At 66.2% G+C, this 17,788-nt stretch carries 15 protein-coding genes; 7 read left to right on the top strand and 8 right to left on the bottom strand.

The annotated features are described in order from the left end of the window. Nucleotides 1-39 precede the first annotated feature (39 nt). From EBS11_RS04485 to EBS11_RS04475, 3 genes are read right to left on the bottom strand one after another with little or no spacing between them, the layout of a single operon-like run. Nucleotides 40-405, bottom strand: coding sequence for a ribonuclease E inhibitor RraB (locus EBS11_RS04485; protein ID WP_290600859.1), 366 nt, complete (start codon nucleotides 403-405; stop codon nucleotides 40-42). Nucleotides 406-428: 23 nt separating this feature from the next. Beyond that, the gene (locus tag EBS11_RS04480; RefSeq protein ID WP_290600863.1) at nucleotides 429-1,940 is read right to left on the bottom strand and encodes a sensor histidine kinase; all 1,512 of its coding nucleotides are present in this window, start codon (nucleotides 1,938-1,940) and stop codon (nucleotides 429-431) included. 8 nt (nucleotides 1,941-1,948) lie between these two features. Further along, complete coding sequence (locus EBS11_RS04475) at nucleotides 1,949-2,671, bottom strand: response regulator (RefSeq protein ID WP_290600857.1); 723 nt, start codon at nucleotides 2,669-2,671, stop codon at nucleotides 1,949-1,951. 203 nt (nucleotides 2,672-2,874) lie between these two features. Here EBS11_RS04475 and EBS11_RS04470 point away from each other — a divergent pair, with 203 nt between their 5' ends. The 6 genes from EBS11_RS04470 to EBS11_RS04445 all read left to right on the top strand — a co-directional run bounded on the left by EBS11_RS04470 (nucleotide 2,875) and on the right by EBS11_RS04445 (nucleotide 10,086). Next, nucleotides 2,875-3,936 (top strand): porin, encoded by a 1,062-nt coding sequence (locus EBS11_RS04470; RefSeq protein ID WP_290600856.1) that lies wholly within the window; start codon nucleotides 2,875-2,877, stop codon nucleotides 3,934-3,936. A 3-nt stretch (nucleotides 3,937-3,939) separates the two neighbouring features. Continuing rightward, nucleotides 3,940-4,926 (top strand): tripartite tricarboxylate transporter substrate-binding protein, encoded by a 987-nt coding sequence (locus tag EBS11_RS04465; RefSeq protein WP_290600854.1) that lies wholly within the window; start codon nucleotides 3,940-3,942, stop codon nucleotides 4,924-4,926. A 46-nt stretch (nucleotides 4,927-4,972) separates the two neighbouring features. Continuing rightward, entirely contained in the window at nucleotides 4,973-6,070 is a 1,098-nt protein-coding gene (locus EBS11_RS04460; protein WP_290600852.1) for an ABC transporter substrate-binding protein, read from the top strand. Nucleotides 6,071-6,138: 68 nt separating this feature from the next. Continuing rightward, entirely contained in the window at nucleotides 6,139-7,929 is a 1,791-nt protein-coding gene (locus EBS11_RS04455; protein WP_290600851.1) for an iron ABC transporter permease, read from the top strand. 34 nt (nucleotides 7,930-7,963) lie between these two features. Next, nucleotides 7,964-9,037: an ABC transporter ATP-binding protein gene (locus EBS11_RS04450; RefSeq protein WP_290600848.1), complete on the top strand. Its 1,074-nt coding sequence runs from the start codon at nucleotides 7,964-7,966 to the stop codon at nucleotides 9,035-9,037. Nucleotides 9,038-9,039: 2 nt separating this feature from the next. Then, nucleotides 9,040-10,086 carry an AbrB family transcriptional regulator gene (locus tag EBS11_RS04445; protein ID WP_290600847.1) on the top strand — a complete coding sequence of 349 codons (1,047 nt, stop codon included), beginning with the start codon at nucleotides 9,040-9,042 and terminating at the stop codon, nucleotides 10,084-10,086. Here the strand turns inward: EBS11_RS04445 and EBS11_RS04440 are convergent. From EBS11_RS04440 to EBS11_RS04430, 3 genes are read right to left on the bottom strand one after another with little or no spacing between them, the layout of a single operon-like run. Next, the gene (locus EBS11_RS04440) at nucleotides 10,083-10,868 is read right to left on the bottom strand and encodes a DUF2145 domain-containing protein (protein ID WP_290600846.1); all 786 of its coding nucleotides are present in this window, start codon (nucleotides 10,866-10,868) and stop codon (nucleotides 10,083-10,085) included. The genes EBS11_RS04445 and EBS11_RS04440 overlap by 4 nt on opposite strands. A gap of 5 nt (nucleotides 10,869-10,873) precedes the next feature. Then, nucleotides 10,874-11,290, bottom strand: a complete 417-nt coding sequence (locus EBS11_RS04435) for a hypothetical protein (RefSeq protein WP_290600845.1) — start codon at nucleotides 11,288-11,290, stop codon at nucleotides 10,874-10,876. A gap of 25 nt (nucleotides 11,291-11,315) precedes the next feature. Next, the gene (locus tag EBS11_RS04430) at nucleotides 11,316-11,738 is read right to left on the bottom strand and encodes a hypothetical protein (protein WP_290600844.1); all 423 of its coding nucleotides are present in this window, start codon (nucleotides 11,736-11,738) and stop codon (nucleotides 11,316-11,318) included. Between the two features lie 160 nt (nucleotides 11,739-11,898). On the opposite strand from EBS11_RS04430, the gene EBS11_RS04425 reads away from it, so the two are divergent. Further along, entirely contained in the window at nucleotides 11,899-12,642 is a 744-nt protein-coding gene (locus EBS11_RS04425) for a helix-turn-helix domain-containing protein (protein WP_290600842.1), read from the top strand. 411 nt (nucleotides 12,643-13,053) lie between these two features. On the opposite strand, the gene EBS11_RS04420 is transcribed toward EBS11_RS04425, so the two are convergent. Together EBS11_RS04420 and EBS11_RS04415 are read right to left on the bottom strand one after the other, a co-directional pair. Continuing rightward, complete coding sequence (locus tag EBS11_RS04420) at nucleotides 13,054-14,508, bottom strand: DUF3999 family protein (protein ID WP_290600840.1); 1,455 nt, start codon at nucleotides 14,506-14,508, stop codon at nucleotides 13,054-13,056. Next, a complete protein-coding gene (locus EBS11_RS04415) occupies nucleotides 14,505-17,720 on the bottom strand; it encodes a DUF2339 domain-containing protein (protein ID WP_290600839.1) in 3,216 nt (1,071 codons plus the stop codon). The genes EBS11_RS04420 and EBS11_RS04415 overlap by 4 nt, the downstream gene beginning before the upstream one ends. Between the last annotated feature and the right edge of the window lie 68 nt (nucleotides 17,721-17,788).

The following is a 17,788-nucleotide window of genomic DNA, read 5'->3' as shown; positions in this document are numbered from 1 at the left end:
CGGCGCCCGCGGGCGCCGTTTTTTCATTGCCGGAGTGCCTTACAGCTGCGGCGCGGCGGGCGCGCCCACGGGGCCCACGTCCATGCCGTCATAGCTGGCCAGCTGGTTGTCCTGCGCGAACGCCATCAGTTCGCCATTGCGCGCGTGCAGGCTGTCGACGCCGTGCACCTCGGCTTTTTCCACGTGCAGGACCCAGACCGGGGCGGCGGCCGGGTCGTCCAGCTCGGGCTGGTACAGTTCCACGGGGCGGTAGCCCTGGACCGCCAGCAGGGCGGCGGCCTGTTCCAGCGGGGCGGAAGTGGGGTTGGTGAAGTAATAACCCCACAGCAGCGGCTGGGACAAGTCCCACGGCGCGTTCTCGGCGATATTGGCAAACAGTTCGGTCACATCTTCTTTGGTCATCATGGCAGGGTGCCTTCCTTAAAATCTCAGGGTGCGATCTTAGCATCGACTGGCGTGGCGGCGAAATGCACGCATACTTTCAGGCCGTGGCCATTCGCCGCCGTCGCCAGTTCCAGCCGTGCGCCATGCAGGGCGGCGATGTCGCGCACGATGGCCAGGCCCAGGCCCGCGCCGCCGGGATTGCTCTCGAGTGCCGCGCCGACGCGGTAGAACGGCGTGAACACGCGTTCGCGTTCGGCTGGCGGAATGCCCGGGCCGCTGTCTTCCACTTCCAGTACCGTTGCACCGCCAGCGCCGTCCCGATTCCGCACGCGCAGGATCACGTTGCCGCCCGGCGGCGTGTAGCGCAGGGCATTGTCGACCAAGTTGGCCACCAGTTCGTGCAGCAGCAGGGCCTGGCCGTGCACGGGCGCCTCGTCGCGCGCTTCCAGCGACAGGTCGATATTCTTGCCGACGGCGGCCATGGCCATTTCCAGGCCCACCTGCTGCGCCACGTCGCGCAGGGGCACGGTGTCCATGGCCAGGCTGTCGCCGCCATGTTCGATGCGCGCCAGGGTCAGCAGGCGGTTGGCCAAGAGCACCGTCGAATCGGTGGTGGTGGCGATCGAGCGCACGATGTTGCGCAAGGCGGCCATGTCCTGCGGCGCCGCGCCCTGGCGGTCGCATTCGCGCAAGGCCAGTTCGGCCTGGGTCTTCAGCACCGTCAGGGGCGTGCGCAGTTGGTGCGAGGCATCCGCGATGAAGCGGCGCTGGCTGGCGATCAGCTGCTGCAGGCGCGACATGGAGCCGTTCATGGCGCTCACCAGCGGGCGCATCTCCTTGTGCACCAGCGCAGGATCGACGTCGGACAGGTCGGACAGGGCCCGCGTTTCGACTTCCGTCTTCAGGCGCATCAGGGGCTGCAGCACCAGGCGCACGGCGAACCACACGAGGGCGCCCATCGCCAGTATCATCGCCGCCTGCCAGATCAGGGTATCGAACAGGATCTGGTTCGACAGGCCGCGCCGCGCGTCCAGCGTCTCGGCCACCTGGATCAGGGCGATGCCGCGCATCGAATCGTCGTACACGGGCTGCAGCAGGGCGGCGATGCGTATCGGCTTGCCGTGGTAGTCGGCGTGGTAGAAGCGCACCAGGGCCGGATAGTTCTGCGAGCGTGGCACGTTTTTCGGCACGGGCGGCAGGTCGCCGTAGCCCGAGACCAGTTCGCCATTGATACCCGTCACCTTGTAATAGATGCGCCCGAGGGTATCGGTCTCGAAGCTGTCGAGCGCCACGTAGGGGACTTCGGCCACCACCTTGCCGCCCACGATGGAGACGCGCTCGGCCAGCGCCCGCGTCGAGGCCAGCAAGGAACGGTCATACGCCATGTCGGCCGCGTCGAGGGCGTTGCGGTACACAAAGACGGCGTCCAGCAGCACCAGCATCACCAGCGGGATGAGCAGCCAGCGCAGCAGCTGGCTGCGCAGCGTGCCCAGCGGCCGGCCTTGCGCCCAGCGCCGGCGCAGGCGCTCGATCAGGGGGCGGCGCAGGCGCTGCATTGCTGCGCTCATTTTGACGCGGCCGGCGCCATGGCGCTGCGCGGCTGCAGCAGGTAGCCGATGCCGCGCAGGGTGGTGATGACGGCGCCGTCGGGCGAGCCGCTCTCCACGCCGTTCTCCAGTTTCTTGCGCACGCGGTGGATATACAGCTCAATGGCGTCCAGGTTGGCGTCGTCGGCCAGCGCGAAGACTTCGTCGAACAGCTTTTCCTTCGACACGGCCCGCCCCGAGCGCGTGATCAGCGCTTCGAGCACGGCATGTTCGCGCGGCGTGAGCGCCAGCGCCGCGCCGCCATAGCTGAACATGCGCGTGACGGTGTCGAAGCTGAGGGCGCCGCAGGTGTGCACGAGGGCTTCGTTGCCCTGGCTGCGGCGCAGCAGGGCCTTCACGCGCGCCTCCAGTTCGGCCAGCTCGAAGGGCTTGGCCATGTAATCGTCGGCACCGAGGTTCAGGCCCTGCACTTTTTCATCCAGGCCGCCGCGCGCCGTGAGTATCATGACGGGGGTCTTGCCGCGCGTGCCGCCGCGTGCGCGCAGGCGGCGCAGCACGTCCAGGCCATCCATTTTCGGCAAGGTCAGGTCGAGCAGCACCAGGGAGTATTCCTGCGTGTGCAGCAGGGCGTCGGCATCGGCGCCGTTGTGGGCGGTCTCCACCGTCAGGTGCGCGTCGCGCAGGGCCTTGGCCAGCCAGTGCGACAGTTCCAGATGGTCTTCCACTAATAATATGCGCATGGTCTCCGCCATTCGTTGAAATGGGTGCAGTGTAAGCCTGCCGGCAGGGGAGGCGCTGAATATGTTTGTGTCATTTGTGGCTGGCCGGCGACACCTGTCAGTCTGAAAGCGAATTGAAAGGATGGCGCTCATATAGTGTGATCCTGATTCATGAAATTGATCAGGCATATCACTAATAACTATATCTAAGGGAGACACTCTACATGAAGAAAACCGCATTCTCGCTGGCCGCCATGGCTGTCCTGGCCACCGCCGGCAGCGCCCAGGCCGAATCGAACGTCACCCTGTACGGCCGCCTCGACGCCGGCGTCAGCACCACCAGCAACGCCGGTCCGAACAAGGGCTCGGTCACGCAGGTGAGTTCCGGCGGCATGAACACCTCGCGCTGGGGCATCCTGGGCAGCGAAGACCTGGGCGGCGGCCTGAAGGCCGTGTTCAACCTGGAAGGCGGCATTCTCGTCGACACGGGCGCCGCCGACGGCGCGCTGTTCAAGCGCCAGGCCAACGTGGGCCTGGAAGGCGCCTTCGGCCGCTTGGTGCTGGGCCGCTCGTTCACCACCGTGTACGACTTCGTGCTGCCGTTTGATCCGATGGCGTATGCGCCGTTCTATTCGTGGGCCACCTCGGGCAATGCCAGCGGTCCAAGCAAGTACGGCATGACCACCGCCTTCGACAACATGGTCAAGTACTCGGGCAAGACGGGCGATTTCAGCTACGGCGCGTCCTACGGCTTCGGCGAGCAGACGACGGGCACGTCGGACAGCGCCAAGCTGTCCACGGCCGTCACGTACAAGACGGGTCCCGTCAGCCTGCTGGCCACGTATGAACGCGTCAATGGCAATACCATCGTTGGCGGCGCGCGCGACAAGAATACCGTTGTTCACCTCGGTGCCATGTATGACGACGGCCCGTGGAAGGTACAGGCGGTGGCGCGCGACTACAAGCTCGATCCGGCTGCCGCCGGCAAGCCTGACGTGCGCGGTACCCTGTACTGGGGCGGCGTCAGCTACAAGACCACGCCGGTGATCACGCTGACGGGCGTGATCTACTACCAGGACGTGAAGAACGTGCCCGCCAATCTGGATGCCGATCCGATCATGTACGTGGCACGCCTGCGCTATGCCCTGTCCAAGCGCACCGACCTGTACGTGGCCGGCGCGTATGCCAAGGCCAAGCATAACCAGCTGGTCAGCCTGTCGCGCGACGATGCCGGTTTCGGCGACACGCAGCGCGGCCTGATCGCCGGCATCCAGCACCGCTTCTAAGGCATGACCATGCTGCGCTCCCTGTTCCTGTCCTTGCTTTGCCTGCTGCCCGCCTTCGCCGGGGCGCAGGCCGGCGCGCCCGCGCCGGCCGAGTGCGTGGTGCCGTCCAAGCCGGGCGGCGCCATGGACCTGACCTGCAAGCTGGCGAAAAAAGGCCTGACGCAGGAGAGCGCGGCAGCCGCCGTGGCGCCGATGCGCATCAGCTATCTGCCCGGCGGCATCGGCGCGGTGGCCTGGCATTCGATGGCGTCGCAACGCCGCCGCGCGGAGCCGAACACCCTGGTGGCATTTTCGGGCGGCTCGCTGCTCAATCTGGCGCAGGGCAAGTTCGGCAACGCCAAGGCGGGCGACGTGCGCTGGGTGGCGGCGCTGGGCGCCGACTACGGCATGATCGCCGTGCGCAGCGACTCGCCCTACAAGACGCTGGCGGACCTGATCGACGCCTTGCGCCGGCATCCGGACAAGGTGCTGATCGGCGTGTCCGGCACCATCGGCAGTCAGGACTGGCTGAAGATGGCGCTGGTGGCGCGCCACGCGGGCATCGACCCGAAAGTGCTGCGTTTCGTGGCACTGGAAGGGGGCGGCGAAGTGTTTACGGCGATGCAGGCCGATTACGTGCAGGTGGTGTCCGGCGATACGTCCGAAGCCACCCTGAACGCCAGCGCCAACCATGCGCGCGTGCTGGCCGTGCTGGCGGAAAAGCGCCTGCCGGGCGTGCTGGCCGGCGTGCCGACGGCGCGCGAGCAGGGCGTCGACGTGGTCTGGCCCATCATCCGCGGCGTGTGGATGGGGCCGCAGGTGCCCGACGCGGACTACCAGCGCTGGGTCGCCACCTTCGACCGTGCCATGGCCACGCCGCAGTTCGCCGAATGGCGCGCGCAGGCCGGCCTGTATCCATTCGCCCTGACGGGGCCAAAGCTGACCGCGTATGTCAGGAAAGCGGTCGATGAATATGCGCGGCAGGCTACCGAACTTGGCCTGATGCGCTGAGTTCGACTACATATTAAAAAATCTATTTCACAGACGGAGACAACCCATGTACACCAAGACCCTGCTTCAAGCCGCCATTGCCACCGCGTTTGCCAGCCTGGCCGGCGCCGCCTTCGCGCAAGTGCCGTCCGGCTATCCGGCCGACTACCAGAAGATCGTCGATGCGGCCAAGAAGGAAGGCAAGCTGGTGATCTACAGCGCCACCGACAGCAAGGCGGCAGCGCCCCTGATCAAGGACTTCAGCGCCCTGTATCCCGGTATTTCCGTCGAATACAACGACATGAATTCCACCGAAGTGTACAACCGCTTCATTTCCGAAGTGGCCGCCGGCGGCAACACGGCCGACGTGATGTGGTCGTCGGCGATGGACCTGCAGATGCGCCTGGCCTCGGACGGCTACGCCCTGAAATACAAGTCCGTCGAAGCGTCGAAGATCCCCGGCTGGGCCATGTGGGATGACCAGGCCTACGGCACCACGTTCGAGCCGGCCGCCATCGTCTACAACAAGCGCCTGCTCGATCCGAAGGAAGTGCCGAAGACCCACGACGACTTCGTCAAGCTGATCGCCACGCCGAAATTCAAGGACAAGGTCACGACCTACGATATCGAAAAATCCGGCGTGGGCTTCATGTTCATGGCGCAGGATGCCAAGGAATATCCGCAGTTCCTGGCGCTGGAAAACGCGTTTGGCACGGCCAAGGTGCGCGTGCAGTCGTCGACGGGCACCATGATGGAGCGTATCTCCTCCGGCGAAAACCTGATCGGCTACAACGTGCTGGGCTCCTACGCCCTGGTGCGCGCCAAGACCGACCCGTCGATCGGCGTCGTGCTGCCGAAGGACTACACCCTGATCCTGTCGCGCGTGCAGTTCATCAACAAGAACGCGAAGAACGTCAACGCGGGCAAGCTGTGGCTCGACTACGTGCTGTCGCACCGTGGCCAGACCATCATCGCCAACGGCGCCAAGCTGTTCGCCATCCGCGCCGACGTCACGGGCGAGACCACCTCGGCTGAGCTGATCAAGGAAATCGGCACGTCCAACGTCAAGCCGATTCCCGTGCACCCGATCATCCTGCAATTTTTGGGACCGGCCAAGCGCATGGCCTTCCTGAAGCAATGGAAAGAGACAGCCGGCAAAAAATAATGCCGTCTTAGCCGCCCGCGAGCCTCGCTTGCGGGCGGATGCCGCACCCTTCATTCATTGGATTCATCATGCAAACTGCCATCCTGCCGTTACCTGTCCGGTCACGCTCTCTCCTGTCGCGCCTGAACTGGCCGCGCGGCGTGGTCGTGACGATTACCCTGGTCGCCATTTTCCTGCCGCTGTTCCTGATTTTCTACCAGAGCTTTTTGAACGCGCCGTTCTTCATGCCGGTGCGCGAATTCGGCTTTGATTCCTACCGTTTCATCTTCGATGATCCCGATTTCTCCATGGCTTTCAAGAATGGCCTGATGCTGGCCTTCGGCCTGACCGTCATCGCCGTGCCGCTGGGCGGCATGCTGGCCTTCTTGATGGTGCGCACGGACTTGCCGGGCCGCGGCTGGGTGGCGCCCATGCTGCTGGTGCCGATCTTTGTCTCGCCGATGGTGATGGGCTTCGGCTACGTCGTCTCGATGGGCCCCGTGGGCTTTTACTCGACCTGGGCCAAGGAGCTGCTCGGCTTCGTGCCCTGGAATATCTACTCGTTTACCAGCATCGTCATCATCGCCGGCCTGACGCACGTGCCGCACGTCTACCTGTATGCCTCGTCGGCACTGAAAAGCCTGGGCTCGGACGTGGAAGAGGCGGCCCGCGTGGCCGGTGCCTCGCCGATCCAGGTGATGATGAACGTGTCGCTGCCGATGATCATGCCGGCCCTGGCGTATGCGGGCGTGCTGGTGTTCTTCCTCGGTTTCGAGGTGTTCGGCCTGGTGCTGGTGCTGGGCGACCCGGAAGGCCACCTGGTGCTGCCGACCTATCTGTACAAGCTGACGAACAAGCTGGGCACGCCGTCCTACCACCTGATGGCCGCCGTCGCCGTGTGCCTCGTGATGGTGACCATGCCGCTGGTGATGATACAGCGCTGGCTGCTCAAGTCGGCCAACAAATACGTGTCGATCAAGGGCAAGGGCGCGCGCAGCAAGGCGATGCCGCTGGGCCGCTGGAAGTGGCTGGCGTTCGCCCTGCTGGCGGGCTGGCTGATCTTCACCATCATCCTGCCGTTGACGGGCATCGTGCTGCGCTCCTTCGTGCAGTACTGGGGCGAGGGCGTGCACCTGGCCGACGTGCTGACCCTGCAGCATTTCCGCGACATCTTCGACCAGCCCTCGCTGGTGCGCGGCATCGTCAACACCATCCTGATCGGCGTCGTCGGCGGCGCCCTGGCCGTGGCCTGCTACAGCTTCATCGCGCTGGCCATGCACCGCAAGCAGGACGGCATCACCCGTTTGCTCGACTACAGCGTGCTGGTGCCGCGCGCCGTGCCGGGCCTGCTGGCCGGCCTGTCCTTCCTGTGGGTGTTCCTGTTCGTGCCGGCCTGGCTCGACGGCATCCTGAAGGGCATGGACAACGGCGTGGCCCTGTGGCTCAGCGGCCACGTGATTCCCGTGCTGCGCGAACTGCGCTCGACCATCTTCGCCCTGTGGCTGGCGTATTCCGTCGTGTGGATGGCCTACGGCATGCGCCTGATTTCCACCGCGCTGCTGCAGGTGGGGCCGGAACTGGAAGAGGCGGCGCGCGCCGTCGGCGCCAGCCGCGGCCAGGTGACGCGCGACGTCACCCTGCCGCTGATCAAATACGGTTTGCTGGGCGCCTGGCTGATGGTGTTCCTGATCTTCGAACGCGAATACTCGACGGGCGTGTACCTGCTCTCGCCAGGCACGGAAGTGATCGGCGCCATGCTCGTGTCGCTGTGGGCGGGCGGCTCGACCGACCTGGTGGCGGCGCTGTCCTTCATCAACATCACGCTGGTGGCCATCGGCCTGGGCATCGCGCTGCGCTTTGGCGTCAAGTTGCATAACTGAGCTGCATAACTAATAAATATACTGAGATCACATCATGAATGAATTGACCGTCAATGAGCTGCACCTGGACTATGGCACCGGCGCTTCCGCCAACCCCATCCTGAAGGGCGTTTCGATGCACCTGCAGAAGGGCGAAGTGGTCGCCCTGCTGGGGCCTTCGGGCAGCGGCAAGACCACCTTGCTGCGCGCCGTGGCCGGGCTGGAAAGCCCGAAGGCGGGCACCATCCAGATCGGTGAGCGCAATGTCTTCGACGGCGCGAAGCATTTCGAGATGCCGGCCGAGCAGCGTAACCTGGGCCTGGTGTTCCAGTCGTACGCGCTGTGGCCGCACAAGACCGTCTTCGACAACGTCGCCTACGGCCTCAAGTTGCGCAAGATGGGCAGCACGGAGATCGCGGCGCGCATCAAGGAAGTGCTGACGCAGCTGGGCCTGGGGCACCTGGGCGAGCGCTATCCGCACCAGCTGTCCGGCGGCCAGCAGCAGCGCGTGGCGATTGCCCGCGCGCTGGTGTACAACCCGCCCGTGATCCTGCTCGACGAGCCGCTGTCGAACCTGGACGCCAAGCTGCGCGAGGAAGCGCGGGCCTTCCTGCGCGAACTGATCGTGCGCCTGGGCCTGTCGGCCCTGATGGTGACGCATGACCAGGGCGAGGCGATGGCCATCTCCGACCGTATCCTGCTGCTGAATAACGGCAAGATCGAGCAGCAGGGCACGCCGCAAAGCATGTATGAAACCCCGGACACCCTGTTCACGGCGGAATTCATGGGCAGCAACAACCGCCTGCCTGGCAAGGTGGTGCAGCGCGACGGCAATCAGGTGCGCCTGCTCGTCGACGGCGCGCCCATGCTGGGCGTGGCGCGCGGCGCCAATGTGGGCGCGGAGGTGACGACGATGATCCGCGTGGAAGAGGTGAAGATCAGCGCCGCGCAGGTGGACAACGCCATCGAGATGCCGCTGCTGACCTGCATGTACCTGGGCGACCGCTGGGAATGCCTGTTCGAACGGGGCGGCGCGGACAACATCAGCCTGCGCGCCTATTCGCGCCACAAGCTGGAAGCGGGCAAGTACTGGCTGCACATGCCGGCCGATAAACTCTGGGTGTTTTAACGGTGTGGTGGTGGCCGCGCTGGCGCGCCTTCGGTGCGGCGCTGGCCGCCGGCCTGGCGGGCGCCGCCATCTGCCTGTGGCTGCACACGCCGCTGCCGTGGATGATCGGTCCCCTGTTCGCCACGGCGGGCCTGCGCCTGGCCGGACGCGAACTGGCTTGCCCCGTGCGGGTGCGCGAAGCGGGCCAGTGGGCCATCGGCACGGCGCTGGGCCTGTATTTCACGGCGCCCGTGCTGGCCGTGCTCACGGCCTACACACCATGGATTGCCGGTGCCGTGCTGTTCGCGCTGGCGCTGGGCGGCGTTGGCGCACTGCTGCTGCGGCGCCTGTCCGGCATCGACCAGGCCACCGCCTTTTTTGCCATGGCGGTGGGCGGCGCGTCGGAAATGGCGGTGCAGAGCGAACGCCATGGCGCCGACGTGGGCAAGGTGGCTGCCGCGCACAGCCTGCGCATGATGCTGGTGGTGGCGACCATTCCGTTCGGCGTGCGCTACTGGGGCAGCCATGGCCTGCAAGAAGGGCATGAAAGCTTCGTGCCCGGCGCCGCGTTCGTCGATCCGGGCGGGCTGGCGCTGCTGGTGCTCGTCACCGTATTGAGCGCTCTCGCATTCAAGCGGGCCGGCCTCCCCAACGCCTGGGTCATCGGCCCCCTGCTGGCGGCCCTGCTGCTGACGGCGTTCGGCATCCATCTGTCGCGCCTGCCCGAGTGGATGATACGCGCGGGCCAGCTGTTCATCGGCATCGCGCTGGGCACGCGCTTCAGCCCCGCCTTCCTGCATGCGGCCCCCCGCTACCTGGCCAGCGTGGCCTTGTGCAGCATCCTGATGCTGCTGCTGGCCGCCGGCTTCGGCCTGGGCCTGGCGCACTGGCTGGACCTCCATCCCGGCACGGCCATCCTGGCCACGTCGCCGGGCGGCATCGCGGAAATGTCGCTGACGGCCAAGACCCTGCATCTGGGCGTGCCCATCGTCACGGCTTTCCACGTGGCGCGCATGGTGGTGCTGGTATTGCTGATCGGGCCGCTGTTTCGCCTGTTGCAGCGCAGTTAGTTTCCCCGCACCACGATTTCCTGCACCTGGGGCTCGCGCTGGCGCACGAAGCGGGCCACGGCGTCCACCGTGACGGCGTCGATCTTGCCCGCCATGCGGCGGTCGAACGGCTGGTCGTCGAAGGCGATGTTGGCGCGGAACATGCGCGCGCCCAGGCGCGTCGCGGCGGGGATGTTCAGCGTCTGCGGAATGAAGTCGACGCTGCGCAGCCAGTTCTGCGCTTCCTCGCGCGTTTCGATCTTGCCCGGCTCGTTGCTGGCGGCGGCCAGGGTTTCCAGCACCCACTGGTTCGAGTTCTGGTACCTGGTGGAAAACGGGTAGGCCAGCATATTGTAGCGGGCGTCGTGCAGGCGCTTCGGCGTGCTGCTGCCCAGCAGGCGCACCAGTTGCTGCTGCGTATCCGGACCCGGGATCAGGATCAGCGTTTCATACATGAACACATCATCCATGAAGAAATTGCCGAGTCCCTCGTTGTACAGCGACGATTGCGCCGTGCCGCATTCGTTGAGTTCGTGCACCACCAGCCAGCGGCCCTTCGGGTGGTCGCGCCAGGCCAGCGCCATGTGCGAATAGCGCACCTGGTATTTCGACAGGTCCTGGCCGGCCCGCGCCACCAGCGCCACCTGCGCGCCTGACTTGTCGAGCGCCTGCAGGGTCTTTTGCGCCAGGTCCATCGATTTGACGAGGGTGGCAGCATCCGTCGGTTTCTCTTCGCACGAGCGCCCCGCATGGGCGGCGCCCGCCAGGGCCAGGCAGAGGACGATGACAGTCAGGCGTTTCATGGGCTTCACGCTTTCGAATGGTGGAGGATGGCCTGGCCGGCCGCATTGGGCAGGTAGGCAATAGTCTTGCCCGACAGCACCAGCACATGGCCCGTGGAGACGGCGACCACGTCGAGCACCGTGCCGGCGGCCAGCGCCAGGCCCTGCGCGGCCTTCCGGCTCAGCTTGACGGAAGCCGTGGCGGCGGACGAGGCGCTTTTGGCCGTGCTTTTGAGCACGAGGACGCTGCCGTCCGCCACGTCTTCCACCGTGTCGACGACGACTTCACCGGCGGCGGCCAGCAGCGACATGGAGCCGACGAGCACGATGGCCGACGCCATGCTGGCATGGTCGGAGGCGTTGGTGGTGTCCGAATTGGCGGCCTGGGCCAGCGGCGCCAGGGTGGCGGCGCACAGCAGGGCGGTGGCGAATAACTGTTTCATGGCATGCCTGTTTTTCATTGATGATTTACACTTTGGAATGGTGCAGCAGCGCCTTGCCCAGTTCGTTCGGGATGAAGGCGATGGCCTTGCCCGACATGACCAGCATGTGGCCGGTGGACAGCGCCACCACATTGACCACGGTGCCGGCGGCCAGCGACAGGCCCTTGGCCGCTTGCGTGCTCATCTGGATGGAAGCGCCACCCGCTTCGGACGCGCCCTTCAGCACGATGACGACGCCTTCGCCCACCGTTTCCACGCTGGCAATGACCACCTGGCCGGAAGCGACCAGCATCGACAGCGAACCGCCGACGACGACGGCGGAACCGTCGCTGAGGTTTTGCGAGCCTTTCGACAGGTTCTCCGACGCGGCGGCATGGACCATGCCGGGGGCGGCCACGGAGAGCGTCAACAGCGACAGGGACAGGCAGAGGGGCAGCAGGCGTTTCATGTGTTTCTCCTTCAAGTGTGCCAATTGGCCACGTCATCATTGTAGACTGGGGCCCATTGGTCAATGAAAACGCTACTCGTAGCGAGAAGGCATACCGAGGGTAGCGTTTTACGCTACTTTTTTAGCTGCCGAGATGATAATATTTTTACAAAGGAAGTGCATGCCGCAAACCCACGCCCTCATCGAGGCCTTGAAGCGCCTGCTGAAAGCGCGCGCCGTCACGTATGCCGAACTGGCCCAGCGCATCGGCGTGTCCGAAGCCAGCGTCAAGCGGATGTTTTCGCAGAAGCAATTTACCCTGCAGCGGCTGGACCAGATCCTGGTGGCCGTCGGCAGCGACTTCCAGCAGCTGGCGCTGGCCGTGCAGGCGGCGCAGGCCAGGCCGACGCTGATCACGGGACTGACGTATGCGCAAGAGAAGGAAATCATCGAGGATACGCGGCTGTTCGTGGTGGCCGTCTCGGCCCTGAACCTGCTGCCGCTGGAACAGATCGTCGCCACCTATGACATCAGCGAGGCGCAAGCCGTGAAATACCTGCTGCGCCTCGACAAGATCGGCTTTTTGGAACTGCTGCCGAATAACCGGGTCAAACTGCTGGTAGCGCGCACGTTTGCGTGGATACCGAACGGCCCGATTCATAGCTATTTCAAAGAGGTGGCCTATGGCGACTACCTGAATTCGCAATTCGACGGCGAGACCGAATTGCTGCGCCTGGTGAACGTGATGCTGTCGAAAAAATCCACGGCGGCCTTGCTGGAGCGGCTGCAGCAGGTGGCCCTGGAATTCTCGCAGCAGCACCAGGAAGACGCCCGCCTGCCTGGCGATGAGCGCCTGGCCATCAGCTTCCTGCTGGCGGCCCGTCCCTGGATGCCGCAGACGTTTAAGGCGCTGCTGCGGCAGTGACGACAGAGGTGGGCGACGCGGGCGGCGAGGCAGGCAGTGCAACATCGGCTATGCCGTGCGGTGCAACATTGATGCTGCGGAGACGTGCGTCGGTGTAGATGCGCATATGCGCGTAAATGCTGGAAATGGGGATATGAATTGAATTTGGGAATTTGGCGGGATGCCGGGTGATTGCTGCTGCTGTCGCGTGATGGGGGCGCGTATTCGCGCACGCTGACTCACGCTGGCTGATCCTGTCCTGCGGCAGGTGCCTGTTGCCAGCGTTACCCGCTCGCCCTTGCCCGTGCACAGTGCGCCCGGTACCAGACGTTAGCCTGGCGGCAAACGGCAAACGGCAAACGGCAAACGGCAAACGGCAAACGTCATGCTGCGGCGGCGTTCGCGGCCAGTTGGCAGTCACCAACTACCAATCTAATTTCGCGGCCTGCCGCTATCCGCTTGTTCCTGCTTGATCTGCGTCAGCAAACGCCAGACAAAAAAGCCCAGTACGGCCACGCCCAGCAGCAGTGCGGCCCACAGTGCGGCCAGCCGCCATGGCGCGCCATCGCTGGCGGCGGGGGCGGGCGCCGCACCTGCATTGGTTTGCAGCGGGCCGGCGCTGGCCGTCTTGAGCGCGCGCAATTCTTCTGCCTGGAAGCCGGGCGCCACCTGCGACAGCGGCTGCGCCACGGCTGCCGCATCGTTCCTGCCGAAGGCCAGGCGATAGGGCGGCTTGCCGCTGGCCAGCAACACGACGGTGGCCGGCGTCCAGCCCAGGCGCAAGGCGGGCGCATTGGCGGCGGACAGCGGGTGCTCGGGCGACGTCTGCATCACCCAGAGTGCCGTCTGCGTCACGGGCATGGCCAGCTCGCCCGACATCCTTTCCTTGCCATCGAGGCCGATGCGGTAAAACGTCGTGCTCAGCAGTGGATCGAAATACGCGCCCTGGGCGGGTCGCGCCGGCTGGCGCAGGTGCAGCCGGTGCCGGGGAGGCTCGCTGTTCTGACGGTACACGCCCAGGGTCACGGGCAGGACCACGTTGCTTTGCGTAAATTGCAGGGCGATGCTGTCGGCGGGAATGGCGATGGGCGTGGCATAGCGCCATTCATGCTCCTGCTTGCCGGGCGATCCCTGCAGCACGATGGCGGCGCGCGGCGCGGCCACTTCCGTTTCGCTGACGGCTTGCGCCGTGATCGCCGCAAAGGCCAGCGGCTCGCCCGCCTGCCAGCTCAGGCGCGCATAGCGGAAGGCGCGCGGCGCGAAGGCGATGCCGTCGTTGGCCAGGGTCTGCGTGTAGGCGTTGCTGAGCCAATTCAGGGTGGTGGTGCCGATGGCATCCCATTGCTTCAGGTCATCGCTCACTTCCAGCAGCACTTGCGCGCTGTAGTTGTCGGCGCGGGCCGGTGGCGTGAAGCGCAAGGCGGCGATGCGGCTGCCTTCGGCCTGCTTGCCCAGGTCGAGGATCAGGGCCTGCAGCGTGGCCGTGGCCGCTGCCGTGCCGGCGCGCGTGCTGACCGACAGCAGGCGGCCATCGTCCGCCGTGCGGATATCGATGCCTGGCACGCCGTTGCCGGACGCGCCTGTCACGGGAAAAATACGGGCAGGAATGCTGCTGCGCCGCGTGGCCGATGGCGCGGCTGGCACGCCGATGGCGTAGGCCAGGCGCTTGCCGTCGGCATCAAACAGCCGCACGTCGGCCAGGCTGGCCGAGCGGGCGTGCAGGTAGACTTCCCTGGGCAGCGGTAGCTGGACGAGGCCCGCGCCGGCGGGCACCTGCACGGACATGCTCCAGCCATAATCCTGCGGCCGATCCGGTACCTGGGGGGCTGTCGCGGCCAGCGCGGCGCCCGCCATCAGCGCGGTGCAGAAAAGAAGGGCGGCTTTCATGCGGCTCCCTGGTTCGGTTCGGCTGGCGCTTCCGCTTCGGCCTTGGGGAAGGGCGCCAGGTAGCCGATCAAGACCATCAGCAAACCCACGCCCACGAAGGAGACGATGCGCTCGATGCCGCCCACGTTCGACAGGTCGATGGCGAACAGTTTCAGCACGACGAGGCCCAGCAGCACGGCGCCCAGGCCCCACTGCTGGCGCCGTTGCTGGCGGGCCGCATGGCGCATCAGCAACAGGGCCGTGACGCTCCACACGAGCGACAGCATGGCTTGCACGAATTGCGATGCGAACAAGTCCTCGAACTGGTATGGCACGCCCAGATAGTGCGAGACCGTGCGCAACAGCATCAGGTTGAACCAGCCATACAGGAAGCAGGCGGCCACGACAGGCAAGCGCGCTTGCCACAGGGCGGGCAGCGGCACCTGGCCCGCAGGCAATAAACGGTAGCTGGCGATGGCCAGCAGGACGGCAAAGCCCGTGCTCAGGTCCAGCGGATTGAGCAGCGGCAGGTAGGGCAGGGGTGCCATGGCGCCATCGTCGACGATATTCCATGCGGCAATCAAGAGCAGCGACCATAGCGCACCGAGCGGTATCAGGGTGCGCTGGTACCACGTGGCGATGGGGGCCACGGGCCAGCCGCCCGCGCGGCAGCGGCGGATCAGCCAGGCCAGCGCCAGCATCATGGCCCAGGCCGGCAAGTAGCGGGCCCAGGCAGGGCTGGCGCCGCCTGCATGGTCCGCCAGCCAGGCGCTGACGTGCATGGCGCCCACGGGCCACAGCATCAGCCAGGGCGCGGCCGTGCGCAGCGTATGCAGCAGGCGCTGCGCACGCACGTCGAGGCGCCAGCCCGCTTGCGGCCAGGCCCGCAGCAGGTATTCGCCGGCCGCCAGCGCGCCGGCCAGGGCCAGCCAGGACAGGCCCGTCGGCAGGTAATCGCGCAGGTACAGGGCTTGCAGCAGGTTGGCGCTCCACAGACCCAGGCCGAGCCAGGCGGCGACGCCGAACCAGCGCAGCTGCGGCCAATCCAGGCGCCGCGCCACGATGGCGAACGCCGGCGTCGTGACGCACACGGCAAGCAGGTATAGCGCCAGCCAGTGCTCGCCCGCGTGCGGCTGCATGCTCGCCTCGCCGTCGACCAGGCGCAGCAGCCAGCTGGCAAGCGGCACGAGGATGGCGGCAAACCACAGCACGCCGCTCCATTGCAGGAGGGGGCGCGCCACGAGGGCGATCAGGGCATCGCCGCCGCGCGCGCGCTGCGCGGCAAACCAGGCGCTGGCGAAGGCGGCGGCGCCCAGCAGCAGGGCGCTGAGGAAGGAGCCGTCCAGCAGGCTGGCCGGATGCGCATCCCAGTCCCAGCTGCTGCGGCTCAGCAGCATCAGGCCCGCCAGCACTTGCACGGCCAGCAGCAGGGCGCGCGGCGCATGCCAGTCTTCGCGCCGCGCCAGCCACGCCAGCAGGGCAGTCACGCCCAGGGCACTGACGGTCAGCAGGTTCAGCAAGGTGGCCGCCTGCGCGCGCAGCAGGATTTCATTCCAGACACCGCCCAGTAGCCATGCCGTGGCAGCCGTCAGGAACAGCACGGACAGCCCAGCCATCAGTTCCGGGTACAGGTGGCTGCCGTGGCGGCGGAAATTGAAGGCCATCACCAGCGCGGCGGCGGCTAGCAGCAGGCAGCCGAGCCAGATGTTGGCGTGCAGGGCCGTTGCCGCATCGAGTCCCAGCATGGCGAACAGGAAGGCAAGCCAGGCGGCCGCCTGCACCAGCAGGCCGAAGGCCCAGGCCAGGGTCTGGCGCTGGCGCAAGCCGACCCAGACGATGCCCGCGCCTTCCAGCGCCCAGGCGGCGGAGGTCCAGCGGCCGTCGAGGGCGAAGGGGATGGCCAGGGTGCCGAAGACGATGCCCAGTGCCAGGAAGGCTTCGGCCAGCAGTTTGAAACCTGCGCGGCGCCACAGGGCCAGGGCCAGTCCCGTGTAGCACAGGCCGGCAATCAGGGCGGAAAAGGCGAGGCCGAATTCAAAGTGCCGCACCAGGCCGTATTGCAGGCCCATGGCCGCCAGCGGCGTGCCGAAGACGAGCGTGCCATCCACGTAGTGTGTCAGGCGCGGCGCCTGGCGCGCGCAGTAGGCGATGGCGATGCCGATGTAAAACAGCACGAACAGGACGAGGAACAGTTGCGCGGACAGGTAGTGGTCTGGCGTGTAGCGCAGCACACCCCAGGTGGTGGCGACGGCAAAGGTGAAGCCAAAGCTGAGCACATTCAGCATGCGCCATGCGCGTTTCAGGGCGATGGCGAAGACGCCCGCGTTGAGCAGCGCGTAATAGCTGAACAGGCCGATATGGCTGCCGTTGCCCGTCGACACGAGCAGGGGCACGGCAAAGCCGCCGACGATGCCGAAGACGGCCAGCCAGACGGCGTTCTGCAGCACGGCCAGCAGGCAGGTGAATGCCGTCAGGATGAACAGCAGGCCGAAGGCCAGGCCGGGCGGGATCAGTGCATACAGGCGGAAGGCGCCGAACGTGACGAGCATCAAGATCGCCAGCGCCGTGCCCTGCAGGGGCAGGCTGATGCCGGGACGCTTGACACGGATGCGCCAGGCCCAGGCCAGCAGGGCGACGTCGGCCAGCGCGATGCCGGCCAGGCGCAGCTCGATGGGCAGCGTCACTTGCGCCGAGACGTACTTGAGCAGGAAACTGACGCCGAGGAAGAGGATGAGCAGGCCCAGCTTGGCCACCAGGTTGCCCGTAAATAACCAGTTCCTGGCCTTGGCAAGGAGGCCGTCCGGGCGCGCGATCCACGACGGGGTCTGCGGCGCGGCGGGGGCTGTCGCAGGCCGCGGCGCGGCGGGCGGTGCCGTGCCTGCCACCGTGGCTGCCGGGGCAGTCACGGGCTTGTCGGATGCCACGGGGGACATGGCAGGGGCGGCAAGGGGCACATCGGCCACGTCGTCCTGCCCGGCCTGCGCCGCTGGCGTGGCTTGCGGCACAGGCGCCGGCAGCGGGACGGGTTGCGGCGCGGCGGCTGGGGGCGACATGTCCGCCACGCTGGCGGACCGGCTTTCCAGCGCCAGCAGGCGCAGCTGCACGCTGTCGACCTCCTTGCGCAGGCGGGCCGCCAGCACCTCCAGGTCCGCCACTTTCCTGCGGTACTGCAGCACTTGCAAGAAGGCGGTGACCAGCAGGCCAAATATGATCAGCGATAACAATCCAGTCATGGGACAGCTTTCCTGTGAGGCTGGGCGACGGCACCCAGGGTATGCGCACATTACCTTATTATCAAGAA

This window comes from Janthinobacterium sp., assembly GCF_009923995.1.
GTDB lineage: Bacteria > Pseudomonadota > Gammaproteobacteria > Burkholderiales > Burkholderiaceae_D > Janthinobacterium.
This window is presented reverse-complemented; position numbering and strand designations above follow the sequence as displayed.